This window comes from Blastococcus sp. DSM 46786, assembly GCF_900109665.1.
GTDB lineage: Bacteria > Actinomycetota > Actinomycetes > Mycobacteriales > Geodermatophilaceae > Blastococcus > Blastococcus carthaginiensis.
On the sequence record NZ_FOAO01000003.1, the window covers coordinates 51,773 to 77,526 of the forward strand.

Annotated in this window: 25 protein-coding genes and 2 pseudogenes; 18 read left to right on the forward strand and 9 right to left on the reverse strand. The window is 75.7% G+C overall.

The features are described 5' to 3' along the window. Positions 1–9: 9 nt before the first annotated feature. Positions 10–945 carry a PDR/VanB family oxidoreductase gene (locus BMW62_RS03880; RefSeq protein WP_244523817.1) on the reverse strand — a complete coding sequence of 312 codons (936 nt, stop codon included), beginning with the start codon at positions 943–945 and terminating at the stop codon, positions 10–12. Positions 946–1,158: 213 nt separating this feature from the next. Between BMW62_RS03880 and BMW62_RS03885 the strand changes: the two genes are divergently transcribed. The 4 genes from BMW62_RS03885 to BMW62_RS03900 all read left to right on the forward strand — a co-directional run bounded on the left by BMW62_RS03885 (position 1,159) and on the right by BMW62_RS03900 (position 5,072). Continuing rightward, positions 1,159–1,926 (forward strand): IclR family transcriptional regulator, encoded by a 768-nt coding sequence (locus BMW62_RS03885; protein WP_211434968.1) that lies wholly within the window; start codon positions 1,159–1,161, stop codon positions 1,924–1,926. A 115-nt stretch (positions 1,927–2,041) separates the two neighbouring features. After that, entirely contained in the window at positions 2,042–3,025 is a 984-nt protein-coding gene (locus tag BMW62_RS03890; protein WP_244523818.1) for an ABC transporter substrate-binding protein, read from the forward strand. A 72-nt stretch (positions 3,026–3,097) separates the two neighbouring features. Beyond that, positions 3,098–3,919 carry an acyl-CoA thioesterase gene (locus BMW62_RS03895; RefSeq protein ID WP_244523819.1) on the forward strand — a complete coding sequence of 274 codons (822 nt, stop codon included), beginning with the start codon at positions 3,098–3,100 and terminating at the stop codon, positions 3,917–3,919. A 124-nt stretch (positions 3,920–4,043) separates the two neighbouring features. Continuing rightward, positions 4,044–5,072, forward strand: coding sequence for an ATP-dependent 6-phosphofructokinase (locus tag BMW62_RS03900; protein WP_091929535.1), 1,029 nt, complete (start codon positions 4,044–4,046; stop codon positions 5,070–5,072). Here the strand turns inward: BMW62_RS03900 and BMW62_RS03905 are convergent. Beyond that, a complete protein-coding gene (locus BMW62_RS03905) occupies positions 5,062–5,646 on the reverse strand; it encodes a TetR/AcrR family transcriptional regulator (RefSeq protein WP_091929536.1) in 585 nt (194 codons plus the stop codon). The two genes, BMW62_RS03900 and BMW62_RS03905, sit on opposite strands and share 11 nt — an antisense overlap. A gap of 55 nt (positions 5,647–5,701) precedes the next feature. Here BMW62_RS03905 and BMW62_RS03910 point away from each other — a divergent pair, with 55 nt between their 5' ends. The 3 genes and pseudogenes from BMW62_RS03910 to BMW62_RS23095 all read left to right on the forward strand — a co-directional run bounded on the left by BMW62_RS03910 (position 5,702) and on the right by BMW62_RS23095 (position 8,288). Further along, complete coding sequence (locus BMW62_RS03910; RefSeq protein ID WP_091929537.1) at positions 5,702–6,523, forward strand: mycofactocin-coupled SDR family oxidoreductase; 822 nt, start codon at positions 5,702–5,704, stop codon at positions 6,521–6,523. 157 nt (positions 6,524–6,680) lie between these two features. Continuing rightward, positions 6,681–7,482 (forward strand): annotated as a pseudogene (locus tag BMW62_RS23090) (alpha/beta hydrolase). 47 nt (positions 7,483–7,529) lie between these two features. Beyond that, positions 7,530–8,288 (forward strand): alpha/beta hydrolase, encoded by a 759-nt coding sequence (locus BMW62_RS23095; RefSeq protein ID WP_244523820.1) that lies wholly within the window; start codon positions 7,530–7,532, stop codon positions 8,286–8,288. 4 nt (positions 8,289–8,292) lie between these two features. On the opposite strand, the gene BMW62_RS03920 is transcribed toward BMW62_RS23095, so the two are convergent. After that, positions 8,293–9,156, reverse strand: a complete 864-nt coding sequence (locus tag BMW62_RS03920; RefSeq protein ID WP_091929539.1) for a polysaccharide deacetylase family protein — start codon at positions 9,154–9,156, stop codon at positions 8,293–8,295. Between the two features lie 105 nt (positions 9,157–9,261). Here BMW62_RS03920 and BMW62_RS03925 point away from each other — a divergent pair, with 105 nt between their 5' ends. From BMW62_RS03925 to BMW62_RS03945, 5 genes are all read left to right on the forward strand, one after another. Beyond that, positions 9,262–10,113, forward strand: a complete 852-nt coding sequence (locus tag BMW62_RS03925) for a sulfite exporter TauE/SafE family protein (protein ID WP_244523821.1) — start codon at positions 9,262–9,264, stop codon at positions 10,111–10,113. A 105-nt stretch (positions 10,114–10,218) separates the two neighbouring features. Further along, on the forward strand, positions 10,219–11,718 hold the full coding sequence (locus tag BMW62_RS03930; RefSeq protein ID WP_091929540.1) for a class I adenylate-forming enzyme family protein: 1,500 nt from the start codon (positions 10,219–10,221) through the stop codon (positions 11,716–11,718). A gap of 95 nt (positions 11,719–11,813) precedes the next feature. Continuing rightward, positions 11,814–12,794 (forward strand): phosphotriesterase family protein, encoded by a 981-nt coding sequence (locus BMW62_RS03935; RefSeq protein ID WP_091929541.1) that lies wholly within the window; start codon positions 11,814–11,816, stop codon positions 12,792–12,794. Between the two features lie 72 nt (positions 12,795–12,866). After that, positions 12,867–13,646, forward strand: a complete 780-nt coding sequence (locus BMW62_RS03940) for a sporulation protein (protein ID WP_091929542.1) — start codon at positions 12,867–12,869, stop codon at positions 13,644–13,646. Between the two features lie 91 nt (positions 13,647–13,737). Further along, entirely contained in the window at positions 13,738–14,355 is a 618-nt protein-coding gene (locus BMW62_RS03945) for a carboxymuconolactone decarboxylase family protein (protein ID WP_091929543.1), read from the forward strand. A gap of 11 nt (positions 14,356–14,366) precedes the next feature. On the opposite strand, the gene BMW62_RS03950 is transcribed toward BMW62_RS03945, so the two are convergent. Together BMW62_RS03950 and BMW62_RS23400 are read right to left on the reverse strand one after the other, a co-directional pair. After that, on the reverse strand, positions 14,367–14,876 hold the full coding sequence (locus BMW62_RS03950; protein WP_091929544.1) for a phosphohydrolase: 510 nt from the start codon (positions 14,874–14,876) through the stop codon (positions 14,367–14,369). Positions 14,877–14,885: 9 nt separating this feature from the next. Continuing rightward, positions 14,886–15,845 (reverse strand): hypothetical protein, encoded by a 960-nt coding sequence (locus tag BMW62_RS23400; protein WP_091929545.1) that lies wholly within the window; start codon positions 15,843–15,845, stop codon positions 14,886–14,888. Positions 15,846–16,069: 224 nt separating this feature from the next. Here BMW62_RS23400 and BMW62_RS03960 point away from each other — a divergent pair, with 224 nt between their 5' ends. Continuing rightward, positions 16,070–16,291, forward strand: a complete 222-nt coding sequence (locus BMW62_RS03960) for a hypothetical protein (protein ID WP_139206186.1) — start codon at positions 16,070–16,072, stop codon at positions 16,289–16,291. Between the two features lie 11 nt (positions 16,292–16,302). Here BMW62_RS03960 and BMW62_RS03965 read toward each other — a convergent pair whose 3' ends face one another. The 4 genes from BMW62_RS03965 to BMW62_RS03980 form a co-directional block, all read right to left on the reverse strand. Continuing rightward, positions 16,303–16,941 (reverse strand): response regulator, encoded by a 639-nt coding sequence (locus tag BMW62_RS03965; RefSeq protein ID WP_244523822.1) that lies wholly within the window; start codon positions 16,939–16,941, stop codon positions 16,303–16,305. After that, positions 16,938–18,956: a sensor histidine kinase gene (locus BMW62_RS03970; protein ID WP_091929547.1), complete on the reverse strand. Its 2,019-nt coding sequence runs from the start codon at positions 18,954–18,956 to the stop codon at positions 16,938–16,940. Before BMW62_RS03970 ends, BMW62_RS03965 begins: the two co-directional genes overlap by 4 nt. Before the next feature lie 55 nt (positions 18,957–19,011). Continuing rightward, positions 19,012–19,662: a hypothetical protein gene (locus BMW62_RS03975; protein ID WP_091929548.1), complete on the reverse strand. Its 651-nt coding sequence runs from the start codon at positions 19,660–19,662 to the stop codon at positions 19,012–19,014. A 189-nt stretch (positions 19,663–19,851) separates the two neighbouring features. Next, positions 19,852–20,826, reverse strand: a complete 975-nt coding sequence (locus tag BMW62_RS03980) for a zinc-binding dehydrogenase (RefSeq protein ID WP_091929549.1) — start codon at positions 20,824–20,826, stop codon at positions 19,852–19,854. 187 nt (positions 20,827–21,013) lie between these two features. Here BMW62_RS03980 and serA point away from each other — a divergent pair, with 187 nt between their 5' ends. The 5 genes and pseudogenes from serA (at position 21,014) to BMW62_RS04010 (ending at position 25,745) form a co-directional block, all read left to right on the forward strand. Beyond that, positions 21,014–22,222, forward strand: a complete 1,209-nt coding sequence (serA, locus tag BMW62_RS03985; RefSeq protein ID WP_091929550.1) for a phosphoglycerate dehydrogenase — start codon at positions 21,014–21,016, stop codon at positions 22,220–22,222. Positions 22,223–22,271: 49 nt separating this feature from the next. Continuing rightward, positions 22,272–23,669 carry a thioredoxin family protein gene (locus BMW62_RS03990; RefSeq protein ID WP_091929551.1) on the forward strand — a complete coding sequence of 466 codons (1,398 nt, stop codon included), beginning with the start codon at positions 22,272–22,274 and terminating at the stop codon, positions 23,667–23,669. Further along, positions 23,666–24,184: pseudogene (locus BMW62_RS23405) on the forward strand (UGSC family (seleno)protein). Before BMW62_RS03990 ends, BMW62_RS23405 begins: the two are co-directional and overlap by 4 nt. Before the next feature lie 40 nt (positions 24,185–24,224). Next, complete coding sequence (locus BMW62_RS04005; protein ID WP_244523838.1) at positions 24,225–24,848, forward strand: peroxidase-related enzyme; 624 nt, start codon at positions 24,225–24,227, stop codon at positions 24,846–24,848. Between the two features lie 159 nt (positions 24,849–25,007). Then, positions 25,008–25,745 carry an HpcH/HpaI aldolase family protein gene (locus tag BMW62_RS04010; RefSeq protein ID WP_091929555.1) on the forward strand — a complete coding sequence of 246 codons (738 nt, stop codon included), beginning with the start codon at positions 25,008–25,010 and terminating at the stop codon, positions 25,743–25,745. The last annotated feature ends 9 nt before the right edge of the window (positions 25,746–25,754 follow it).

Genomic DNA, 25,754 nt, shown 5'->3' on the forward strand with positions numbered 1-25,754 from the left:
GGGGGAGGGTCACAGGTCCAGGACGAGCCGGTCGCTGCTGGCACGGGAGACGCAGATGTACATGGAGTCGCCGGCGGCGCGCTCCTCGTCGTCGAGCAGCGAGTCGCGGTGATCGGGCCGTCCGGCGAGGACGGCGCTCTCGCACGTGCCGCAGATGCCCTGCCGGCAGGAGGAGAGGACCTCCACCCCGACGGCGCCGACCGCGTCGAGCACCGAGGTGCCCGGTGGCACCGTGACGGTGACGCCCGTGCGGGCCAGCTCCACCTCGAACGAGGTGCTCCGGGCGGGGGCCCCGCGCACCTCGGCGACGAAGCGCTCGGTGCGGAGCGCGTGCGGCGGCCACCCGGCGCACCCACCCTCCACCGCGGCCAGGAGCGGCGCCGGGCCGCAGCAGTAGAGCCGGACGTCGGGGCGCGGCTCGCCCAGGAAGCCGGCGAGGTCCAGCAGCCCGAATTCGTCCTCCGGGCGGACCAGCACCCGGTCGCCGTAGCGGGCCAGCTCGTCGAGGAAGGCCATCGACCCGCGCCGCCGGCCGCCGTAGAGCAGCCGCCAGTCCGCACCGAGGGCGTCGGCCTGGGCGATCATCGGCAGCAGCGGGGTGATGCCGATCCCGCCGGCCACGAAGAGGTAGTGCTCGGCGGGGACGAGCGGGAAGTTGTTCCTGGGCCCGCCGACGCCCACGAGGTCACCGACGGCGAGCTCGTCGTGCACGTAGGCGGAACCGCCCCGCCCACCCGGCTCCCGCAGGACGCCCACGCGGTAGGTAGCGCAGTCCCACCGGTCTCCGCACAGCGAGTACTGACGGGTCAGGCCGTCGGGCAGCACGAGATCGATGTGCGAGCCGGGGGTCCAGTCCCGCAGCCGGCCGCCGTCGGGCGCGATGAGTTCGAGTGCGAGCACCCCATCGGCCACGACGGTCTTCGCGCTGACCCGCAGCCTGGCCACGTCGGTCGTAGCTGGGGTCCGCGGCGCGGGAACCCCCCGGAGTGCGCGGGCGGGCTCGTCCCGGGGCATCTCGTCGGTCCTCGTGGTCAGCACACGGCCTCCTCGTCGGTGTGACCGGCATCATGTGGGCGGAGGATGCCGGGACCGGAGCGCTCTCTCACTGAGTGAGAGATGCCGTACGGCGGCGGCTGCCGCGGGTGCCACACTCGCGCCGTGGCGCGCAGCGGAGCGGGTGAGTCGGTGATCTCGCGTGCCATCCGGATCTTCGAGGCGTTCGGTCCCGACCGGACCGCCCTGCAGGTGTCGGAGATCGCCCGCCGCGCCGACCTGCACGTCGCCACGGCGTCCCGGCTGATCGCCCAGCTCGCCAGCTACGGCCTGCTGGAGCGCGGCGTGGACCGGGAGGTCCGGATCGGCGTGCGGATGTGGGAGCTCGCCGCGCGGGCCTCGCCCACGCTGTCCCTCCGGGACGCGGCGATGCCCTACCTGGAGGACCTGCACGCCGTCGTCGGCCACAGCGCCCAGCTCGGCGTCCTCGACGGCGACGACGTCCTGTTCGTCGAGCGGCTCAGCGCTCGGGACGCCGTCGTCAACTACTCGCGCATCGCCGGGCGGCTTCCGGTGCACATCTCGTCGTCGGGGCACGTGTTCCTCGCCTACGGCCCGCCCGAGCTCCTGGACCGGGTCCTCGGCCGGCCGCTGGAGCGGTACACCGCCGCCACCGTCACCAGCCCGGAGCGGCTGCGCGCAGCGCTCGCCGACGTGCGGCGCTGCGGGTACGCGATGCTCGCCGGGCACGTGCACGAGGACGCGACCGGCATCGCGGTCCCGGTGCGCAACGGCCTGGGGGAGGTCGCGGCCACCATCTCCGTCGTCGTCCCGAACGACGGCCGTGCCGCGGCGCACCTCCCCGTGATGATGGCGGCCGCGCGCGGGGTCACCCGGGCGCTGTGTGCCGTTCCCGTCGCACCGCAGCGCTGAACCGGGGCGAAGTCTTCTCGGCCAATGAGAGCGCAATGGTGCCCGTTGTGATGCGCACCTCATGCTCCCGGCCACATCGAGCGAGCCCCGCAGCGGGCGCCGGGAGGAGACACCAGTGACGCACGCACCTGGCCGCAGGCGACGACCGACGGGGCTGGCCCTGGGCTGCGCCGCCGTCCTCCTGGTGGCCGCCTGCAGTTCCTCCGGTGACGCGGGAGGAGCCGCCGCCGGCGGCGGGAGCGGCCCGACCGGCATGACCGTGGGTTACTTCCCCCTCGTGCACACGGCGACGGCGGTGCACGCCGAGGAGACCGGTCTGTTCGACGAGGAGGGCATCGACGTCACGCTCGAGCAGACCGGCGGCGGCGCGCAGGCGATCCCGCTGCTGATCGCAGGCGACCTCGACGTCGCCTACGGGAACTACACCTCGGCACTCCTGGCGGCTCAGCAGGGCCTGCCGGTGCGGATCCTCGCCGGGAACGACGTGGGCGCCGACGACCACGCGATCATGGTCGCGGGCGAGTCGCGGTTCCAGGAGCCGGGTGATCTCGCCGGCGCGCGGGTCGCGGTGAACAACCTGCAGAACATCGGCACGGTGGCGGTCAGGGCGGTGCTCGAGGAGGAGGGCGTGGACCCCGCGGACGTCTCCTTCGTGGAGCTGCCCTACCCGGAGATGCAGGCGGCCCTGGACAGCGGCGCCGTCGACGCGATCTGGCAGGTGGAGCCGTTCCAGGCGTCGGCGCTGGCCGGCGGCCACCGCATCCTCTTCCCGCTCTTCAGTGGACCCGTCGAGGGCATGCCCGTGGCCGGCTGGCTCACCACCGAGCAGTTCGTGCGGGAGAACCCGGAAGCGGTGGCGGGTTTCCGGGCGGCGCTGGCGGATTCGGCCGGGCAGCTGCAGGGCGACCGCGAGCGGCTCGTCGAGCTGGTGCCCACCTACACGCAGGTGCCGGCGGAGGTCGTGGAGCAGGTGGCCCTGCCCGAGTGGGAGCCGGAGGTCGACGCCGGGCAGCTGCAGGAGATGGCCGACCTCATGCTGGAGTACGGGATCATCGACGAGGAGTTCGACGTGACCACGATGATCGCGGCGACCGGCTGAGTCCACGGGTCCGGCCGCCGACGCGCCACCCGGCCGCCGGGTGACGCGGAGACCTGCGGCTATGTTCCCCGGGTGGGAACCGGAGGCGACGCCGTCCAGCCAGGTCCGACCGTGCTGGACGTGCTGGCGCTCGAGGAGATCGACCGCGACCTCTACCGCAGCACGCTGCTGTTCACCGATCCCTTCCCGCTCTACGGCGGGCAGGTGGCGGCGCAGGCGCTGCTCGCGGCGGGGCGCACGGTGGACCCCGACCGGTTGCCGCACTCGCTGCACGGCTACTTCCTGCGCAGCGGGGACGCGGCCCGCCCCACCGTGTTCCGCGTCGACCGCGACCGCGACGGCGGCAGCTTCTCGGCCCGGCGGGTCGTCGCGATCCAGGGTGGCGAGGTCGTCTTCAGCATGTCGGCCTCCTTCTCCCTGCCCGGGCCCGGCCCGGACCAGCAGGTGCAGGAGATCCCCGCCGTCGACCTCCCCGACGGGCTGCCGGTGTTCGAGCTGCCCCGGCTGTTCTCCGTGGAGGGCCGCCGGCCGCCGCAGCCGTTCCCGGACGGGCACTGGCCGACCCGCTTCTGGGCCCGGTCGACGGTGCCGCTGCCGGCGGACCGGCTGGTGCACGCCTGCGTGCTCACCTACCTGTCCGACATCGGCACCGGGCTCTCGGCGCTCCCGGACGACGAGGCCGCGCCCGGCCCGAGCCTGGACCACGCCGTCTGGTTCCACCGGCACGCCCCGCTGGACGACTGGGTGCTGATGGACATGGTCCCGCGGACCGTCGCCGGCGGCCGGGGCTGGTACACGGGGTCGATCACCACGGCCGGGGGGCTGCTCGCCGCCAGCTTCACGCAGGAGACGCTCTTCCGGCCCGGCCGGAACCCCTTCCGCCCGGGTCGGTGACTGCCGGGCACGCCGCGCCGACGGCGTCCCGGAACCTGCGCCGCACCCCGCGTCCTCCGCGGTCGTCTAGACGTCATGACGTATGGTCGGGCGAACCCGGTCCACGAGCGCGAGGAGCCAGCCGGTGCGCATCGGAGTGCTGACTGGAGGCGGGGACTGCCCCGGCCTCAACGCCGTCATCCGATCGGTGGTGCGCACCGCCGGCGCCCACTACGGCAGCGAGGTGGTGGGCTTCCGCGACGGCTGGCGGGGGCTGCTGGAGAACCGCTCGACCCCGCTGGACGTGGCCTCGGTCGACGGGCTGCTCACCCGGGGCGGCACGACCCTGGGGTCGGCCCGGGTGGCGCCGGAGAAGCTGCACGCGGGCATCGACGAGATGAAGGGCACGCTCGACGAGCACGGGATCGACGTGCTGATCCCCATCGGTGGCGAGGGCACGCTCACCGCGGCGCACCTCCTGTCGGAGACCGGCGTGCCGGTGGTCGGCATCCCCAAGACGATCGACAACGACATCGACGGCACCGACCTCACGTTCGGGTTCGACACCGCGGTGAGCATCGCCACCGAGCTCATCGACCGGCTGCACACGACCGCCGAGTCGCACCAGCGCGTGCTGCTGGTCGAGGTGATGGGCCGGCACGCCGGCTGGATCGCCCTGCACGCCGGGCTGGCCGCCGGCGCCCACCTCACCCTGGTGCCCGAGGAGCCCTTCGACGTCGACGAGGTCGTCCGGCTCGTGTGCGAGCGCTTCGCCCGCGGCGACTCCCACGTCATCGGCGTGGTCGCCGAGGGGGCCGAGCCGCTGCCCGGCCAGATGGCCTTCCGGCGCGGTGGTGTCGACGAGTTCGGCCACCGCCGGTTCACCGGCGTCACCCAGCAGCTGGGCGAGGAGCTCGAGCGGCGCACCGGCAAGGAGGTGCGGGCGACCGTCCTGGGTCACGTGCAGCGCGGGGGGACGCCGACCTCCTTCGACCGCGTGCTGGCCACCCGCTTCGGGCTGCACGCGACGATCGCCGCGCACGAGGGCCGCACCGGTCAGATGGTGGCGCTGCGCGGGACGGAGATCGAGCTGGTCCCGCTGGCGCGCGCGGTCGCCCGGCTGAAGACGGTGACCGCCGACCGGCTCGCCGAGACCCGGGCCTTCACCGGCTGAGCCCTGCGCCCGGCCGGGCCCAGGGCGGGTCCAGCAGCGCCAGGGCCCGGTCGACGGCGGGCCGGACCGCCTCCGGCGCGGCGGCGGTCACGACCACCCCGAGGGTCATCCGGAGCGCCAGCAGCACGTCGTCGGCGACGACCTCCTGCGGCACCACGCCGGCCCGGCGGGCAGGGTCCAGGGTGGCCTCGACCAGGCCGAGCAGCCGGTCGGCGAAGTCGTGCTCGGGAAGCGTGCGGCGCGCGTCGACGACCATCTCGACGAAGGCCGTCGAGCCGATCGCCTGGTCCACCAGGCAGCGCCACAGCCGGCCGATCGTCGTGGCGTCCGGGTCGGCGGCGATCGCCTCGAGCTCGGTGACGTTCTCCTCGAAGACGGCGAACGCGAGGTCCAGCCGCGTCGGGAAGTGCCGGTAGAGCACACCCTGGCCGACGCCCGCCTCGCGGGCGATCGTGCTCAGCGGCACCCGGTAGCCGCGCTCGGCCATCACCCGGCGGGCCGCGCGGAGGATCGCCCGCCGGTTGTCCGAGGCCGCGGCCGGACCGCGGTTGACCCGCCCGCCCGATGTGGCCATGCTCACAGCCTAGCGAACCGGACATCGTTGTCCGGTTCGACGTGAGGAGGAATGCATGACCACCAGCACGTCCGGCCGGCTCGCCGGCAAGGTCGCCTACATCACCGGTGCCGCCCGCGGCCAGGGCCGCGCGCACGCCGTCCGGCTCGCCGCCGAGGGCGCCGACGTCATCGCCATCGACAACTGCGCGACGGCGGCGACCACCTCGTACGCCGGGCCCACCGAGGAGGACCTGGCCGAGACCGCCCGGCTGGTCGAGGCCCGGGGTCGCCGGGTCCTGGCCCGCACGGTCGACGTCCGCGACCTCGACGGGCAGGTCGCGGTGGTGGCCGACGGCGTCGCGGCGTTCGGCCGGCTCGACGTCGTCGTCGCCAACGCCGGCATCTGCTCGGGCGCCCTGTCGTGGGAGATCCCCGTCGAGAAGTGGCAGGAGACCATCGACGTCAACCTGACCGGGACCTTCTACACGGCCAAGGCCACCGTGCCGGTCCTGCTCGAGCAGGGCACCGGTGGATCGATCATCATCATCAGCTCCGTCGCCGGGCTGCGCGGCCTGCCGTTCCTCGCCGACTACGCCGCCAGCAAGCACGGCGTCACCGGCCTGGCCAGGACCATGGCCAACGAGCTCGGCCAGCACAACATCCGGGTGAACACCGTGCACCCGCACGGCGTCGCCACCGGCATGCAGCCGGCGGAGATGTTCGAGCTGTCGCAGAGGTTCGCCACCACGCTGGGGCCGATCCTCATGCAGGCGCTGCCCGACCCGATCTCCCAGCCGGAGGACATCGCCGACGCCGTCGCCTGGCTCGCCTCCGACGAGGCCCGGCACGTCACCGGAATCCAGCTCCCGGTGGACCTCGGCACGCTGGCGCGCTGACGTGGCGAGGCTCGACCTGCGGGTCCGGCTGCTGGGGCGGGCGCTGCGGCTCGGCTCGATCGCCACGCTGGACGCCGAGCGGATCGCCCGCGTCCAGGGCCGCTCGCCCGGCCACAACCCCGTGACCGACCTGCTGCTCGGCGGGGTGGCGCCGGGGGTGGCCCTCGAGGACGGGGTCGTCGCCGGCGCCGAGGGCCCGCTGGGCATGCGGGTCTACCGCCCGCGCGGACCGGTCGCCGGCCCGCTGCCGCTGGTGGTCGACCTCCACGGCGGCGGCTGGGTGCTCGGCTCGCTGGACCAGGCCGACTGGCTGTGCAGCAACGTGGCGGCCACCGTGGGCGCCGTCGTCGTGTCGGTGGACTACCGGCTGGCGCCGGCGCACCCGTGGCCGGCGGCACCGGAGGACTGCTACGCGGCGCTGGTCGACATCGCCGGCCGCGCCGGCGACCTGGGAGGCGACCCGCGGCGGCTGGCGGTCATGGGCGACAGCGCCGGTGGCAACCTCGCCGCGGTCGTCGCGCTCATGGCCCGCCACCGGTCCGGGCCCGCGATCGGCTTCCAGGCGCTGCTGTACCCGGCGACCGACCTGACCTTCGGCAGCGCCTCGATCGCCGAGAAACGCCGAGGCGCCGATCCTCACCCGACGGGACATGGAGGCATACCGGGCGCACTACCTCGGCGACCGCGATCGCACCGACCCGTACGCCTCACCGCTGCTGGCCGGCGACCACGCCGGCCTCCCGCCGGCGCTGGTGCAGGTCGCCGAGCACGATCCCATCCGGGACGACGGGCTGCGCTACGCCGGGGTGCTGCGGGCCGCCGGGGTGCCGGTGCGGGCCACCACCTACGTGGGGATGCCGCACGGCTACCTGGCCTTCCCGCGGTTGTGCCGCAGCGCCCCGCAGGCGCTGGCGGAGCTGTGCGCCGAGCTCTCCTCGGCGCTGGCGGGTCCCGGCTGAGCCCACCGGCTGGACGGCACCGGCCGGCGCCGCGCATCCTCGATCGCGTGCCCGCCCGCTCCGAGACCGAGGACCGGTCGGTGCTCACCCGGCCGGCCGCGCCCCCCGACGAGGTGCTCCGGTACGGCCCGGCCTCGGAGCAGGTCGCGGACGTCCGGCTCGCCCTCGGCGCCCCGGCCGGGCGCCCGCTCCTCGTGGTGGTGCACGGCGGCTTCTGGCGGCCGGCCTACGACCGCACGCACCTCGGGCCGATGACCGAGGCCCTGGCCCTCGCCGGGTGGTCGACCGTCGCCCCGGAGTACCGGCGGGTCCCCGGACGGCCGGACCTGGCGGTGGAGGACGTGCACGCGGCGCTGCGCGCGGTGGCGGGGCGGGCGGACCTCACCGGCGGCCGGCGCGTGCTGCTCGCCGGGCACTCGGCCGGTGGTCACCTCGCCCTGCAGGCGGCCGCCACCGCCGCGCACGCGCCCGCCGGCGTGCTCGCCCTGGCACCCGTCGCCGACCTCCGGCTGGGGCAGGCGCTCGGTCTGGACGGCGACGCGGTGGCGGCCTTCCTGGGGGAGGACGCCGCCGCGCGGCCCGACCTGGACCCCGCCCGGCTGCCGGCACCGGCCGCGCCGGTCCGCATCGTGCACGGGACCGGTGACGCCGTGGTGCCCGTGGCGCTGAGCGAGTCCTACGTGCGGCGCCACCTGGCCGCCGCGCTCGTCCCGGTCCCGGCCGGGCACTTCGCCGTCATCGACCCGCGCGCCGCCGCCTGGCCGGCGGTGCTCGCCGTCCTCGAGCACCTCGGCCGCCCCGGCTGACCGGTCAGGACCACGCGTCCAGCTGCGCCAGCAGCGTCGGACCGTCCCAGGTGGGCGGCGGCATGATCCGCCGGACGGTCAGCAGCGGGTGCGCCGGGTCCTGCGGGTCGGCCAGCTGGAACGCCGCCCGGTAACCCGCCGTCGCGACCCGGGGCAGCGCCTCCGGTGACCACATGCCGTGCGGGTAGGCCATGGTCTCCACCGGGTGGCCGAGGATCCCGGCGAGCTCGGCCCGGGGCCGGTCCAGCTGCTCCACCCACTGGTCCCCGGTCAGCCGGTCGACCCGCTGGTGGTCCCAGCTGTGCGCGCCGATGGTCATGCCGGCCGCGTCGAGCTCCCGCAGCTGGTCGGGGCTCAGCCAGTCCGGTTTGCCGAGGACGACGGTCATCGGGAAGAACGCCGCCGGGAATCCGAACTCGCGCAGCACCGGGAGGGCCACCGAGTGGTGGGTCGCCGAGCCGTCGTCGAACGTGAGCAGCACCGGCCGGTCGGGCAGCGGCGCGCCGAACTGCAGGTGGTCCAGCAGGTCCGGGACGCCGATCGGGGTCCGCCCGCCGTCGCGCAGCCCCTGCAGCTGGGCCCGGAACATCGCCGGCGGGGTGATGATCGTGCGGGCGTAGGCGCTGTCGTCGGCGCGGAACTCGCGCAGCTGGTGGAAGCAGAGCACCGGCACGGTCGAGCGGGCGAGCACCTCCTCGGCGGTCGCGGGGGTCGGGGGGGCGCTCGTCGGCGCAGGCGCGGTGGTGGGGGAGGGGACCGTCGTGCGGGGGCGGGAGGTCCGCGGGGCGGTCGAGCGCTCCGCGACCGGGCTCGAGCAGGCGCCGAGCAGGGCTGCCCCGGCCGCGGCGAGGAGCGTCCGTCTGCGCACGCCCCCACCCTCGCCGCCGGCGGCCCCCGGGGCAAGCGCACCCCCACCCGCGCGCCGGGCCCCCGGGCCGGGGTCCTACCGTGCTCGGGGTGCGCCCGGGGCCGGGTGCGCGACGAGGAGGTCGTGGCGGGGGTGGGGGACGTCTTCCCGGTCGACCTGCTGCCCGAGGGGATCTCCGGCAGCGTGCTGCTGCTCCTGCTGGTGGCCGCGCTGGCCGCCGGCTGGATCGACGCCGTCGTCGGCGGCGGCGGGCTCGTGCAGCTGCCGGCGCTGCTGCTCGTCCCGGGGATCAGCCCGGTGGAGGCGCTGGCCACCAACAAGCTGGCGTCGATCTTCGGCACCACGACCAGCGCCGTCACCTACCACCGCCGGGTCCACCCCGACCTGCGCACGGCCCTCCCCATGGCCCTGGTGGCGCTGGTGGGGAGCTTCGCCGGGGCATCGGTGGCCGCGGCGCTGCCGGCGGCGGTGTTCAAGCCGGTCATCGTCGTCGCGCTCGTCGCCATCGCGGCCTTCACGCTGCTGCGCCCCTCGCTGGGGGAGGTGACGGCGCTGCGGCACACCGGGCGCCGGCACCACGGCGTCGCCGCCGCGCTCGGGGTGGGCATCGGGTTCTACGACGGCATCCTCGGCCCCGGGACCGGGTCGTTCCTCGTGTTCGCGATGGTGTCGCTGCTGGGCTACGACTTCCTGCACGCCAGCGCCAAGGCCAAGATCGTCAACGTCGCCACGAACCTCGGGGCGCTGCTCTTCTTCGCCCCCCTCGGCGCGGTGTTCTGGGGGCTCGGGTTCGCCATGGGCGCGGCCAACATGCTCGGCGGCTACCTCGGCTCCCGGACGGCGACGACCCGGGGGAGCGGGTTCATCCGCGTCGTCTTCCTGGTGATCGTCACGGCGCTCATCGGCCGCCTCGGCTGGGACGTGTGGACGGAGAACGTGCGCCCGCTGCTGGGCTGACCGCACCGGGCGCGGAGCCGCCGGTGGACAGCGCGGTCGCCCGCCGACAGACTGCCGGGACGACGCGGACGACGAGGTCAGCGGCCGGTCAGCGGGAGGTCGTGGATGCCCAGCCCCTTCGACCGCAGCGGCACGGAGGTGGGGCCGGACGGCATCCGGCGCTACACCGGCCTGCCGCAGAACCTGGTGCAGCTGCTCCGCGCCGCCGTCGACGCGCACCCCGACGCCGAGGCGCTGGCCGAGCTGGGCGGTGAGCGGCTGACCTACCGGCAGCTGTGGGACCGCGCCACGCGGGTCGCCGGTGGGCTGCGGGCGGCCGGTGTGCAGCCGGGTGACCGGGTCGCCAACCGGCTGGGCAACGGGAACGACTGGGTGCTGGTCTTCTGGGGGACGCTGCTCGCCGGGGCCGTCGTCGTCCCGGTGAACACCCGCTTCGCCGAGCCCGAGGTGCGCTACGTCGTCGAGGACTCCGGCGCCGCCGTCGTCGTGGAGCCCGGCGCACCGCTGCCCGATGGGGAGCCGCTCGCGGTGACCGACCAGGGGCACACCGACCTGGCCGGGATCTTCTACACCAGCGGCACGACCGGCTTCCCCAAGGGGGCGATGACCACCCACGAGAACTTCCTGTCCAACGTCGAGACCTGCCTGCGCTGCCTCGGGCTGCCGCGCGACGAGCCGCTGTCGACGCTGATCTCGGTGCCGCTCTTCCACGTCACCGGCTGCAACTCCCAGCTGCTGGTCGTCACCGCGGTCGCCGGCCGCGCGGTGGTCATGCCGGTGTTCGAGGTCGGCGCCTTCCTGCGGGCGATCGAGGAGGAGCGCATCTCGGTGGTCACCACGGTGCCGGCGATCTACTGGCTGGCGCTGCAGCAGCCCGGCTTCGCCGATGTCGACACCTCGTCGGTCCGGGCGCTGAGCTACGGGGGCGCGCCGATCGCCCCGGACCTCGTGCACCGCATCAAGGCCGCCTTCCCGACCGCCCGGGTGGGCAACGGCTTCGGTTTGACCGAGACCTCGTCGGTGTCGACCTACCTGCCCGACGAGCACGCCGCCGAACACGCCGACTCGGTCGGGTTCGCCGCTCCCGTCGTCGACCTGGACCTCGCCGACCCCGACCCGGCCACCGGCGTGGGCGAGCTGCTGATCCGCGGCCCGAACGTGGTCGCCGGCTACTGGCGCAAGCCGGAGCAGACGGCGGAGACCTTCGTCGACGGCTGGCTGCACAGCGGCGACCTGGCCCGCATCGACGACGAGGGCCTCGTCCACGTCGTCGACCGCAAGAAGGACATGATCAACCGCGGCGGCGAGAACGTGTACTGCGTCGAGGTCGAGAACGCCCTGGCGGCGCACCCCGCCGTCGGCGAGGTCGCCGTGCTCGGGGTGCCGGACCCGATGATGGGCGAGAAGGTCGGTGCCGTCGTCGTCCCGCTGCCCGGGCGCGACCTGGACCGGGAGGACCTGCTGGCCTTCGCCCGCGAGCGGCTGGCCGACTTCAAGGTGCCGCAGTTCGTCGCCGTGCGCACCGACCCCCTGCCGCGCAACCCCGGCGGCAAGGTGCTCAAGCCCCCGCTGCGCGAGCAGACCGACTGGCAGACCACCCGCTAGAAGGACCACCCTTCCCCCACGCCTCGCTCGCGCAGGCGGAGGGTCCCTGAAGGGTGGCCGACCACAACACCACACAACACCTGGGAGGCCCCGCAGTGCCCACCGTCGAGACCGTCCGTGGCCCGATCGACACCGCCGTTCTCGGCGCGACCCTGATGCACGAGCACGTGTTCGTGCTCTCCACCGAGCACGTGCAGAACTACGGCACCGGGGACTGGTGGGACGAGGACGAGCGGGTCGCCGACGCGGTGAGCCAGCTCGACGAGCTCAAGGCCCTCGGCATCGACACGATCGTCGACCCGACCGTCTGGGGGCTGGGGCGCTACATCCCGCGGGTGCAGCGGGTGGCCGAGCAGACCGACATCAACATCGTCGTGGCCACCGGGCTCTACACCTACGACGAGATCCCGCACCAGTACGAGCACCGCGGCCCGGGCCTGCTGCTGGACCTGCCGCACGACCCGATGGTCGACGACTTCACCGGCGACATCCGCGACGGCATCGCCGGCACCGGGGTGAAGGCGGCCTTCCTCAAGTGCGTCATCGAGGCCAAGGGGCTCACGCCCGGCGTCGAGCGGACCGTGCGCGCCGTCGCCGCCACCCACCGGGAGACCGGTGCGCCGATCACCGTGCACACCTCCTCGCACACCGGGGCCGGCCGGCTGGCCGTGCAGGTGTTCGGCGAGGAGGGCGTCGACCTCACCAAGGTCGTCATCGGCCACGCCGGCGACAGCAACGACCTCGACTACCTGAGCGAGCTCGCCGAGGCGGGCTGCCTGCTGGGCATGGACCGGTTCGGCCTGGACCTCTACAACCCGACGTCGTCGCGGGTCGACACGATCGTGGCGCTGGCCGAGCGCGGCTACGCCGACAAGATGGTGCTGGCCCACGACGCCAGCTGCTACATCGACTACTTCCCGGGCGCCGAGGGCCAGGCGGCGAAGCAGCAGATCGCGCCGAACTGGAACTACACGCACATCAGCAAGGACGTGCTGCCGATGCTCCGGGAGCGCGGGATGACCGAGGAGCAGATCAAGCAGATGCTGGTGGACACGCCGCGGCGCTACTTCGAGTAGTGCAGGTTCCACGCCCGAGGGCCCGGCGGGGCTGCCAGGCTGAGGGTTCCCGACCCAGGAGGTGGTGGCCCGATGGCCTTCAAGAAACTCATGGCCCGGCTCGGTGCCGGCAACGCGCAGGTCGAGACCGTGCTGGTCTCGCCCGACACCACGCCCGGCGGCACGGTCGCGGGGACGGTGACCGTGACGGGCGGCTCGGTGGCGCAGCAGTTCGACCGGATCCGGGTGGAGCTCGTCGCGACGGTCGAGGTGGAGAGCGGGGACGCCTCGTGGCGCGAGGACGTCACCTTCGGCGCCGCGGTGGTCGCCGAGGGCTCGACGATCGAGGCGGGGGAGCAGCGCAGCATCCCGTTCGGCTTCGACGTGCCGTGGCAGTGCCCGTTCACGACCGTGGGGCAGTGGCACCTGCGCGGCATGCGCGTCGGGCTGCGCACCCGCGTGGACATCCCCGGCGGGGTGGACCCCGGCGACCTGGACGCGGTGCACGTACGGCCGCTGCCGGTCCAGGTCGCGGTGCTGGAGGCGCTGGAGCGGCTCGGGTTCTCCTTCCGCGGTGCCGACGTGGAGAAGGGACGGGTGCGCGGGAGCGAGCTGCCGTTCTACCAGGAGGTGGAGTTCTGGCCGCCGCGGGAGCTGCGGGGCCGGATCAACGAGCTCGAGGTCACTTTCCTGACCGATCACCAGGGCGCCGACGTCGTCCTGGAGGTGGACCGCCGCGGGGGTCTGCTCAGCGAGGGCCGGGACGTCGCCGGCCGGCTGCGGCTGTCCCACGACGACACCGACGTCGCCGCCGTCGCCGCCCGGCTGGACGCGGCGGTGCGGCAGCTGGGCGCTCGCCGCGGCTGGCTCTGACGCCCCCCGTCGCCCCCGGCCGGCCGGGGGCGACGGGTCCCTTCCGGCGGGCCTAGGCTGCGGTGCCCCGCTGCCCACGGAAGGACCGCCCGTGCCCGAGGAGCTCACCGGCCGGCCCGCGCCCCGCGGCCCGGCGCGCCTGCCGCTGCTGCACCCCGCGGAGCTGGACGGCGAACGCGCGCGGCTGCACGCCGAGATCACCGAGGGCCCGCGGCAGGCCCAGTCGTCGGTCGTCCCGCTCACCGACGACGCCGGCCGCCTGATGGGGCCCTTCGCCGCGATGCTGCTCGAGCCCCGCATCGGCTCGGCGGTGCAGGCCGTGGGCGCGGCGCTGCGCGGTGAGCAGCTCCTGGGCCCGCGGGCGCGGGAGCTCGCGATCCTCGCCGTCGCCGCCCGGCGCCGGTCGCACTTCGAGTGGCTGGCGCACGAGCAGGCCGCCCGTGCGGCGGGCGTTCCCACGGCGCAGCTGCAGGCCCTGCTGGACGGCCGGGTCCCCGACGGGCTGGACCCGGTCGACGAGGCCGTGGTCGTGGCGACGTGGCGGCTGCTCGACGACGGCGAGCTCGACGACGCGGGCTACGCCGAGGCGACGTCGGTGCTGGGGGTCGAGGCGCTGGCGGCGCTGGTGTGGCTGGTCGGGTACTACGCGATGCTCGCCACCGCCCTGGCCACCTTCCGGCCGGACGGGGCCACGCCCTCCGCCGGCTGAGCCGGCCGGGGTCAGACGAGGATGCGCCGGCCGTGCAGGCGGTCGGCGGCCTCGGCCGCGAGCAGGATCCGGCGGGCGGGGCGGTACCGGCCCTCCCGCAGGGTGCGGGCCTTGTCCGGGTCGGTGCCGGCCAGCGCCTCGCTGGCGGCGAGGTCCAGCGCGTTGCCGACCAGCATGACCAGCCGTCCCAGGGGGTCGGCGGCGGCGCGGCGGACCGAGCCGCCCATGTAGGGCTCACCGGGCCGCGGGGTCACCGCTTCCACGGCGGCCACCACCGCCTCCGGCACGCCCAGGGCACGCAACCGGTCGACGTCATAGCGCCGGGCCCGGTCCCGGTGGTCACGGGTGAGGGCCAGGACGTCGCGGAGCACGCCGGCCATCTCCGCCTCGGGGCCGTGGGGGCGCAGCATCTCGGCGAGCGGCCGCAGGGAGGCGAGGTAGTGGTCGTGGCCGTCCCGGTCCACCTGCCCCTCGTGCGCGGCCAGCGCCAGCAGGTGCGCGTCGGGGACGGTGAAGGCCACGACCCGAGGCTAGGCGGTGCCCGCGCGCGGGGGGCGGGCGCGGCGGAGCCGGTCGAGGAGCCGGCCGGTGGTCGCGGCCGGCGGGTCGGCGGGCCCGGCCGGGACCGTGCGGGCCACGCGCTCGACCTCCGCCGCGAGCTCCTCCCGGCGGCGCTCCAGGGCCGCCACGTCCGCGAGCAGCGCCGCCCGGCGCTCGGTGGCCTGCCGGTCCAGCCGGTCGCGGTGCGCCGCCGCCTCGGCGTCCGCCCGGCGCCGCTCCTCCCGGCCGGTCGCGAGCATGTCGAGGACCTCCGCGCGTCCCTGCAGCCGGCCCCGGGCCACCTCGGCCGCGGCCTGCTCCACGAGCTCGGCGGCCCGCTCCGCCGCACGCCGCTCCACCGTCCGCGCTCCGGCCGCGCGGCGTTCCGCCTCGGCGACGGCGTCGGTGCGGATCCGGTCGGCGGCGTCGAGGGTGCGCCCGACCACGACGAGCAACGTCTCGGCCCGCGCCGTGGCGGCGGCGGCGGTCTCGCGGGCGCCGGCCCGGGCACGGGCCAGTTCGTCGGCGGCGAGGGCCCGCAGCTCCTCGGCCTCCGCCCGTGCGGCGGCGCGCAGCTCCTCGGCCTCGGCCGTCATGCCCTGGGCCTGGTCGGCCGCGGCGGCGAGCATCGAGCCGATGCGCTCCGAGAGCCGCAGCAGCTCACCGCCGCCGGCGGAGTGGTCGAGCAGTTGCCGGGCCTCGTCCAGGGCGGTCCGCGTCTGCAGGCAGCGGTCCAGCAGGTGCTCCCGCTCGCGCTCCGCCGTCGCCAGCTCGTCCTCCGCCCACTGGACGTAGGTGTCGACCTGGAAACGGTCGTAGCCGGCCAGCACCCGGCGGAACATCGGCGCGGCCCGGAACAGCGTGGGCAGGTCGCCGGAGACGTTCGGGTGCGGGCGCGGGGCGCCGTCGGTGACCTCGGCAGCGCCCTCGAGCTGCGTCGCGGTGCTCATCCGGCTGCCTCCTCCCGTGCGTGTCCGGCTCCCATCGCGCCGACGCTAGGGCGGCGGACCGAAGGTCCGCGCGCCGAGACGGGCCCGGTCACCCGGCCGGGTGGGGTGCCCACCCGGTGCGGTCGGGCGCCCCGGACGCCGTCGCGCTGCGTCATGTCGCCCGCACGGGTGAGGCTCCCGCGGCAGGCGTTCCCCGTCCCCCGGGGCGGGGCACACCGTGGCCCATGGCAGCGCCCAGCCCCGCGCCGGTTCCCGGCAACATGACCGTCCCCCCGCTGTTCGAGTGGGAGGTCGTGGCGACCGTCGTCCTGCTCGCGGCCGTCCTCGCGGTCGTCGCGGTGGTCGCGCTCTCGGCGGCGGCGGGGGCGGGCGACCGCGCGGAGTGGCAGCGGTGGCTGGCCGGCCGGTCGCACCGGGAGCCTGGCGAGCCGCGCGCGGACGGCTGACGGCCGCCCGCTCAGGCGCCGCCCCGGAACCGGAGGACCGCATCGACCCGGTTGCGGGCGTCGAGCTTGGTGAGCAGGTGGGACACGTGGTTCTGCACCGTCTTGACCGACACCCCGAGCCGGCGGGCGATGCCGGCGTTGTCGAGGCCCTCGGCCATCAACCGGAGGACCTCGTTCTCGCGGTCGCTCAGCCCGGGTGCCGAGGTCGGCGCGGCCTCGCGCACCTGGCCGAGCCGGGCGAGGAGCCTCGGGGCCAGGGAGCGTCCGAAGACGGCGGAGCCGTGGTGCACCGCCCGCACCGCCGCCAGGAGCTCCTCCTGGCCGGCACCCTTGAGCACGTAGCCGCGTGCTCCCGCGTCGAGGGCGGTGATGATCGCGTCGTCGTCCTCGACCATCGTGACCACCAGCACGGCGGTCGCCGGGCTGGCGCGCAGCACCCGCTGGGTCGCCTCGGCACCGGACATCCCGGGCAGGTTCAGGTCCATGAGGACGACGTCCGGCCGGTGGACGGTCGCCAGCCGGACGGCGTCCTCACCGGTGCCCGCCTCGCCGAGGACCTCGGTGTCCGCGACCGAATCGAGCAGTCCGCGCAGCCCCCGGCGGAACATCGGGTGGTCGTCGACCAGGACGATCCCGATCCGGCCGCTCACCGGGGTCCTCCGGCCGAGGCGCCCGTCGGCAGAGCGGCTCTGACCACCGTGCCGCCACCGGCGCGGTCCGTGACGACGAGCTCTCCGCCCAGTTCCTCCGCCCACTCGCGCATGGTCAGGAGACCGTTGCCGGGGCGGGGCGAGGCGAGCGCCGCGTCCCGGCCGTGCCCGTCGTCCTCGACCGAGACCGTCAGGCTCGGCCCGGCCTCCGCGCGGAGCACCACGCGCACGCACGTCGCGCACGGCCCCGCGTGCCGGATGGCGTTGGTCACCGCCTCCTGGGCGATCCGGTAGGCGGCCACCTCGGTCGCGGCGGGGAGCGGCGGAACCGTGGGGCAGGCCTCGACGACCACCGGGAGGGGGCCGGTGCTCATCCGCCGGGCGAGCGCGTGCAGCGCGCCGGGCAACCCGAGGTCGTCGAGCGCGGCCGGACGCAGGTCCTCCACCACCCGCCGCACGTCGGCGACCGCCTCCTGGACGTCGTCGCGCAGCTCGAGCAGCACCCGGTCGACGGCCGGGTCGCCGCCCACGGTGTTCCGCGCGGTGTCGACCCGCAGCGTCAGCCCGGCGAGCGCCGGACCGAGCCCGTCGTGGAGGTCCCGGCGCAGGCGGCGCCGCTCCTCCTCGCGCGAGAGGACGAGCCGCTCGCGGGACGCCTGGAGCTGGCGGGAGAGCTCCAGCGCGCGCACGACCGGAGCCAGCTGGTGCGCCAGCGCCGTCAGCACCGGGACCGTGGAGGCGCCGCGGTGGACGCCGGCGAGCCGCAGGACGCCGACCTCGACCCGTTCGTGCACCAGCGGCACCTGCTGCTCCGGCTCCCCGCGGCGGCCGCGGGACGCCAGGACGGCACCGTCGGCCCCCAGCACGGCGACGTGCGGCAGCCGGAGGGAATCGGCGAGCGCGTCGACCACCGCCGGGAGCGTGTGCTCCGGCGCCGCCGCATCGGCGAGCCGGTCGCCGAGACGGCGGACGACCTCCGCCGGCTCGTCCCACACGCCGAGGGTCAGCCGGTTCACCGTCCGCTGCACGCGCTCCCGGACCGGCTGGAAGGCCACCGCGACGACGGCGGCGGCGACGACCGGCGCCCACCCGGGACCACCGGAGCGGAGCACCGCGCCCACGCCGCCGACCACCACGACGTACACGGCGACGACCCCCGCGGTGAGCACGCCGTAGACGAGCGTGCGGTTGACCGCGAGGCGCAGGTCGTAGAGGCCGTGCTGCAGGACCGCCACGCCGACCGCGACAGGAATGGCCGCGACCGCGAGCGGGAAGGCGATCGCGCTCCGGCTCTGGTCGACCACGATCCAGAGGCCGATCACCAGGGACACGGTGGCGGCCACCAGCAGGGCGCCGACCTGCTGCCGCACGAGCGGGTCGCCCCTGCGCCGGCGCACGGTGACCGCGCAGAGCCCGACCAGTGCGCTGACCACCACCAGCGCGAGGCCGGTCAGCGGCAGGAGGTCCACGGCCGGCCGCCAGTCGCGGGGGAACCCGAGCGGGTTGCGGATGCCGGCGAGGCGGTAGTCGAGGGGTTCAGGGGCGGTGAGCACCGCGCCCGTGAAGAGCACCAGCGAGCCGAGGGCCAGGGCGACCGCGGGGCGCCAGCGTGCCGACGGCAGCCGCCCGTCGGGGAAGAGCAGCGGGAGCAGGACGACGACGAGGATCCACCCGGCGCCCCGCACGGCCAGCGCCACCACCGCGACCACCGCCCACCCCGGCCGGTCGGCGCCCGCGACCAGCCGGGCGGCGGCCACCTCCAGGAGCAGGGAGGACAGGCCCCACAGCCCGCCTCCCGCCCACAGGAGGAGGCCGATCGGGTGGCCGGGGCGGTGGACCAGCACCACCGCCCCGGAGACGACGAACAGCGTGACGACGACGGCGTCCGCCACCCGGGCGCCGGCCTGGGGCAGGCCGCTGCCGTGCGCGACGGCGGCCGCGCCGGCCGCCGATGCCACGGCCGCCGACGTCGCGAGCCACAGCCCGGCGGCGCCCGCCCGTCCCATGGCGGTCATGGTGCGGCTCCCGTGCTCCGTGCGGGGGGTTCCCGGTCGCGGCGGGTCGGCGCCGCTACCGGACGAACCGGGTCGCCTCCTCAGGGACGGACCGCCGGGAGAGGACGACGGCCGCCACCAGGACCCAGAGGGGGAGGACGAGCGCGAGCAGGAAGGACAGCGGCGTCACGAGGCCGACCGCGGCGAGGGCCGCGCTCGCCCAGCCGAACCACCGGGGGAACGCCGTGGTGCGGAGGACGGACACCGCCGTGCCGGCCAGCAGCACGGTCATCCCCACCGGCGCGGCCAGGCCGGAGAGCGCCAGCCCGCCGTCGTAGAAGACGACGGCGGACTCCGGTGCCAGGCCGGCGGGGCTGCCCGCCCGCAGGGCTCCGGCCGAGACGAGCGCGAACCCGCCGGCGAGCAGGCCGGTGGCCACGGCACCGCCGAGGCCCGCCATCCGGGCGGGCCACGGGTCAGCGGTCCGCGCGTCCTCCAGCGCGCGGACGAGCGCCGCCAGGAAGACGGCGAGCGGGACCAGCGCCAGCAGCGACAGCATCATCGCGACGGCGATGCGGTCCGGTGCCGCGGCGTAGAAACGCAGGACCTCCCCGGGCTCCGCGTGCGGCGCGGGGGTGGTGCCTTGCAGGGCGTTGCCTGCGACGGCGAGCGCGGCGAAGCCGCCGGCGGCGGCGAGGAGAGCGTGTCGGGACGTGGAGAGGGGCATGGTCGACCTCGTCGGCTGCGGGAGAGCGCCCGCCCGCGGGCCGGTCGGCGCGACCTGGGCCCCGGCGGTGCGTGGACGTGGCAACGGTCGCGCCCGGCGGTTCCCGCCGTCATCGGGCACCTTCCCCGCCGGCCGGGAAGTTCTCCCGGGTCCCGGGTGCCACCGACGGCCTGACCGGCCGCCCTCCGGTCAGGCCGTGTCGAGCACGATCTTGTACTGGCCGGCCCGCGGCTGGATCGCGGCGGCGAAGGCGGTCTGGACGTCGTCGACGGGGTGGACGTCGCTGACGTAGACGTCGCGCAACCCGGGGTGGGCCGCGAGGTACGCGCCCGCGTCCCGCAGCACCCGGGCCCGCTCGAGCGTGACCCCGGCGCGCAACGTCAGGTTCTTCCGCAGGAACGTGATCATGTCCAGCGGGTAGACCGGGTCGTCGGGGATGCCGAAGTAGAGGATCTCGCCCCCGGGGGCAGCGGCGGCCAGGCAGTCCTGCAGCGTGGTCACCTGGTGCCCCACCGCCTCGACGACGACGGACGGGCGGTCGGCGTCCGGGAGGGTCGCGGCCCAGCGGCTCGCGCTGGCGGTGACGGTCTCGTCCACCCCGAAGGCGCCGGCCGCGGCGCTGCGGTCCACCCGGTCGATGCCGACGACGTGGCGGGCGCCGCGCTGCTTGAGCACGTGGCTGAACAGCAGCCCGATGGGGCCCTGCCCGACGACGGCGACCGCCTTCCCGCGCACGTCGCCGAGCTGCTCCGCGGCGTAGAGGACGCAGGCCAGCGGCTGGAGCATGACGGCGGTGGTGGGAGGCAGCGCGGTGTCGTAGCCGGCCAGCCCGTCGCCGTCGGTGACCAGCAGTTCGGCGATCCCGTCGAACGCGGCCGCCCAGCCGACCACCAGGTCGCCGGGGGAGTGGGCCGGGTGCCGGCTGGCGACCACCTCGCCGACCACCTCGTGCAGCGGGAAGCCGGGGAACGGCGTCACCGTCCGGTCCGCCGGGTTCGGGGCGTGGAGGAAGGGCGCGCCCTTGAAGAAGGGCAGGTCGCTGCCGCAGATCCCCCCGGCCCTCGTCGCGAGCAGCACCTGGCCGGCCGCCAGGTCCTCCGCGCGCGGGGCGGCGACCTCCACCCGCTCGAAGGCGAACGGTCCGCTCAGCCGCTGGGCCCACACGTCGCACCGCCTCCCCCCGCGGCCGCCGGGTGCGGCCGCCCGGGAAGTAGACCAGCGCCGCGCGCCGGGCGCAGCAGGACCGGTCGCAGGACGTCCCGGCGCCGCCGGGATACTGGTCGGCGTCGCGCACGCCCGGCGACGCGCCGGCGCACCGGCCGGCGGTCCCACGGTCGAGGAGGTCCTGGACGTGCCCAGAGCGCTGCTGCTGGAGAACATCGACCCGGTCGCGACCGAGATCCTCGGTTCCGCCGGCTACGAGGTCGAGTCCCTGCGCGGGGCGCTCGACGAGGCGGACCTGATCGCCGCGCTCGACGGCGTCGACCTGCTGGGCATCCGGTCGAAGACGCAGGTGACCGCCGAGGTGCTGCGCAGCCGCCCCGCCCTGGAGGCGGTGGGCGCCTTCTGCATCGGCACGAACCAGATCGACCTGACGGCGGCCGCGGCGGCGGGCGTGGCGGTGTTCAACGCGCCGTACTCGAACACCCGCAGCGTGGTGGAGATGGCGATCGCCGAGATCATCATCCTCGCCCGGCGGCTGGTCGACCGCGACCGGTCGCTGCACGCCGGCACGTGGGACAAGTCGGCCGCCGGCAGCCACGAGATCCGCGGGCGGACCCTCGGCATCATCGGCTACGGCAACATCGGCAGCCAGTTGTCGGTGCTGGCCGAGGCGCTGGGCATGCGGGTGATCTTCTACGACCTCGAGGACAAGCTGGCGCTGGGCAACGCGGAGCGGTGCAACAGCCTCGACGAGCTCCTCGAGCGGGCGGAGACCGTCACGCTGCACGTGGACGGGCGGGCGGGCAACGCCGGCCTGTTCGGGGCCGAGCAGTTCGCCCGGATGCGCCCGCGCAGCCTGTTCCTCAACCTGTCCCGCGGCTTCGTCCTCGACCACGAGGCGCTGCGCGACAGCATCCTGAGCGGCCACATCGCCGGGGCGGCGGTCGACGTCTTCCCGCACGAGCCGCGCGAGCAGGGGGACGAGTTCACCTCCGTCCTCCGCGGCCTGCCCAACGTCATCCTCACCCCGCACATCGGCGGGTCGACCCAGGAGGCGCAGCACGACATCGGGCGGTTCGTGGCCGGCAAGCTGGTCGACTACACCGCCACGGGGACGACGACGCTGAGCGTCAACCTGCCCACGGTGGTCCTGCACGGCTCCTCGGCCGACCGTTTCGCGCTGCTGCACCGCAACGTGCCCGGTGTGCTCGCGCGGGTCGACGCGCTGGTCGGCGAGCACGGCCTCAACGTCGACGCCCAGGTGCTCGCCACGCGCGGGGAGCACGGCTACGCGGTCACCGACGTCAGCGCGCCGCTGCCGGCGGACCTGCTCGCGGGGCTCGCCGCGCTGCCGGAGGCCGTGCGCCTGAAGCGCTTCGGGCCCCGGGGCGGCTGACCGCGGCGCCTCCCTCGCCAGCGGAGCGGCACCTGGGTACGGTCGCGTCGTGCGGCTCCCGGACGGTCTCGTGGCCGTGGTCAAGCGCGACTGCCCCACCTGCGTCCTCGTGGAGCCGGTGCTGCGGCGGCTCGGCGCCGCCGTCTGGTGCCAGGACGACGCCGGGTGGTTCGACGGCGACGACACCGAGCTGGAGCTCTCCTACCGGCTGGGCATCGAGACCGTGCCGACGCTGCTGCGCGTGGCCGACGGTGCCGAGACCGCCCGGGTGGTCGGCTGGAGCCGGGAGCAGTGGGCGGAGCTGACCGGCGTCCCCGACCTGGGCGAGGGGCTGCCCGAGCACCGGCCGGGCTGCGGCTCGCTCTCGGTGGACCCGTTCCGGGTCGACGCGCTCGAGGCGCGCTACGGCGGCAGCGGGCTGGCCAGCCGGCGGATCGAGCTCGCCGAGCTCGAGGACGAGCACGAGGCGCTGTTCGACCGGGGCTGGACCGACGGGCTGCCCGTCGTCCCGCCGACGCCCGAGCGGGTGCTGCGGATGCTGCGCGGCACCACCCGGGACCCCGCCGAGGTCGTCGCCGTGGTGCCGCCGGACCTCGTCGAGTGCACGGTGGAGAAGGTGGCCGTCAACGCGGTGCTGGCCGGGTGCCTGCCCGAGCACCTGCCGGTGGTGCTCGCCGCGCTCGAGGCGGCGGCCGCCGAGGAGTTCGCGCTGCACGGGCTGCTGGCGACGACGTACTTCGCCGGGCCGGTGGTGGTGGTCAACGGGCCCGTCGCCGGCCGGATCGGCATGAACAGCGGGGTCAACGCCCTCGGCCAGGGCAACCGCGCCAACGCCACGATCGGCCGGGCCCTGCAGCTCGTGGTGCGCAACGTCGGCGGCGGCCGCCCCGGCGAGGTGGACCGGGCCACCCTGGGCAACCCCGGCAAGTTCACCTTCTGCTTCGCCGAGCGCGAGCACGACAGCCCGTTCGCCCCGCTGGCCGCCGACCGCGGGGTGGCCGGCGATGCGGTGACGGTGTTCGCCGGGTCGGGCGTGCAGCCGGTGGTCGACCAGCTCAGCCGCGACCCGGCGTCGCTGGCGCGCACCTTCGCGGCCTGCCTGCGCGTGAACGCCCACCCGAAGCTGCCGATGGCGTTCGACGCGATGCTCGTGGTCTCGCCCGAGCACGGCCGGGTGTTCCGCGAGGCGGGCTGGGACCGCGCCCGCCTGCTGGCCGAGCTCGAGGAGCTGCTGACGCTGCCCGCCGACGAGCTGGTGCGCGGGGCCGGCGGCATGGCCGAGGGGGTGCCCGCCGGGCTGGCCGGCGCCGACCTGCCGAAGTTCCGGCCCGGTGGTCTGCTGGTGGCGCACGCCGGCGGCGACGCCGGGCTGTTCAGCGCGGTCGTGGGCGGCTGGGTGTCCGGGGAGACCGGGAGCGCCCCGGTGACGAGAGAGGTGCGCGCATGAGGACCGTCCTGGACCCGACCGGCGAGCGGCAGGCGTCCGCCCGCGAGCTGCTGCCCCGCCCGGAGACGCTGCGCGGCCGCAGCGTGGGGCTGCTCGACATCAGCAAGGCGCGCGGCGACGTCGTGCTCGACCGTCTCGCGGAGCTGCTCGCCGCCGACGGTGCGCTCGTGCGCCGGTACCGCAAGCCGACCTTCGCCCGCACCGCCCCGGTGGACCTGCGGCACGAGATCGCCGAGCAGTGCGAGGTGGTCATCGAGGCGCTCGCCGATTAGGGCTCGTGCACGTCGTGCAGTGTGCACGACATCGCCGACCTCGAGCGCCGCGGCGTCGTCGGGGTGTTCCTCGCCAGCGAGGCCTTCGCCGAGGCCGCCCGCCTGCAGGGCGCGGCCCTGGGGTTCCCCGCGCCGTGCGTCCTCGCCCCGCACCCGGTCCAGGACCGCACCGACGCGGAGCTGCGGGCGGCCGCGGAGGCGGCGTACCCGGCGGTGCTGGCCGCCGTCACCTCCGCGGGGTGACGTGCGTGCCGGTCGCTGCCAGGGTGGGCCGGTGACCGAGATGCCGATCAGCCGCTTCCCCCTCCGGCCCGCCGACGAGCTGCCCCCCGACCTGGCCGAGCGCTACGCGGGGGTGGCGGAGAAGTCGGGCTTCCTGCCCAACGTCTTCGCCGCGCTCGCCTGGCGGCCGGACGAGGCGCGGGCGTTCTTCGCGATGCACGACGCGCTCATGGACAAGGAGACGCCGGGGCTCTCCAAGGCCGACCGCGAGCTGATCGTGGTGGCGACCAGCGCCGGCAACGACTGCCTGTACTGCGTCGTCGCCCACGGCGCCGTCGCCCGCATCCGCAGCAAGGACCCGCACATCGCCGACCACGTCGCCGTGGACTGGCGGAAGGCGCCGCTGTCGCCGCGCATGCACGCCGTGCTCGCGGTGGCCACCCGGCTGGCGGCCGATCCGGCCTCGGTCACCGCCGCGGACCTGGCCACCCTCACCGAGCACGGCCTGACCGAGGACGACGTGTGGGACGTCGGCATGATCACGTCGTTCTTCGCGCTCTCCAACCGGCTGGCGCACTTCGCGGCGATAACGCCGAACCCGGAGTTCTTCCTGATGGGCCGGCTGCCGCGGGGCGCCGAGGCGCCGCAGGGTGGTTCCCGGGCGGGCGAGCCCCCGACGGGTTGAGCCGGGCCGGCCGACGTCCAGCCGCACCGTGGCGCGGCTCCACGTCGGCCGGTGCGGCTGGACGAGCGCTCCTCGCGCGGTGTCCCGGCCCCTCGGTCGCGGGTTCCGCGCGGTGCGCGCAGGATCGGACCGGATCGGGCGACGACAGGGGAGGGCCGGATGGCGGGCGGCGAGGCGGAGCTGCGGCAGCGGTGGTCGGAGGGCCGGCCCTGCCACGGGCTGTGGAGCCTGCTGCCCGGGGCGGTGACCGGTGAGGTGCTCGCGCGGACCGGCGCCGACTACGTGGTCGTCGACCTGCAGCACGGGGCCACCGCCGAGGCCGACCTCCCGGGCACCTGCGCGGCGATCACGGCGGCGGGCTCGGTGCCGCTGGTGCGCACCCGCAGCTCGCTGTTCCCCGACCTCGGGCGGCCGCTGGACCTCGGCGCCCGCGGCGTCATCGTGCCCAACGTCCGCGACGCCGCGCACACCCGAGAGATCGTCGCCGCCTGCCGGTACGCACCCGCCGGCGGCCGGTCCATCGGCCGGCTCTCCGGCGGGGCCGACGAGCCGCTGGTGCTCGTCATGGTGGAGGCGGCGTCGATGCTCGCCGACCTCGACGCCGTCCTCGGCGTGCCGGGGGTGGACGGGCTGTACGTCGGCCCGGCAGACCTCGGGCTGTCGCTGCAGCTGACCGGCGACGACCAGCGGCAGGAGCTCCGCGCGGTGCTGTCCTCGATCATCGCCCGGGCGCGGGCCGCCGGGGTGCCCGTGGGCGTGCACGCGCGCAGCGGTGAGGAGGCCGCCGGCTACGCCGCGGAGGGCGCCACCGTGGTGACGGTCGCCGTCGACGCCGGTGCCCTGGCCGAGGCCACCGCGCAGCACCTCGGCGTCGCGCGGGCCGCGGCCACCGGCTGACGGCGCCCG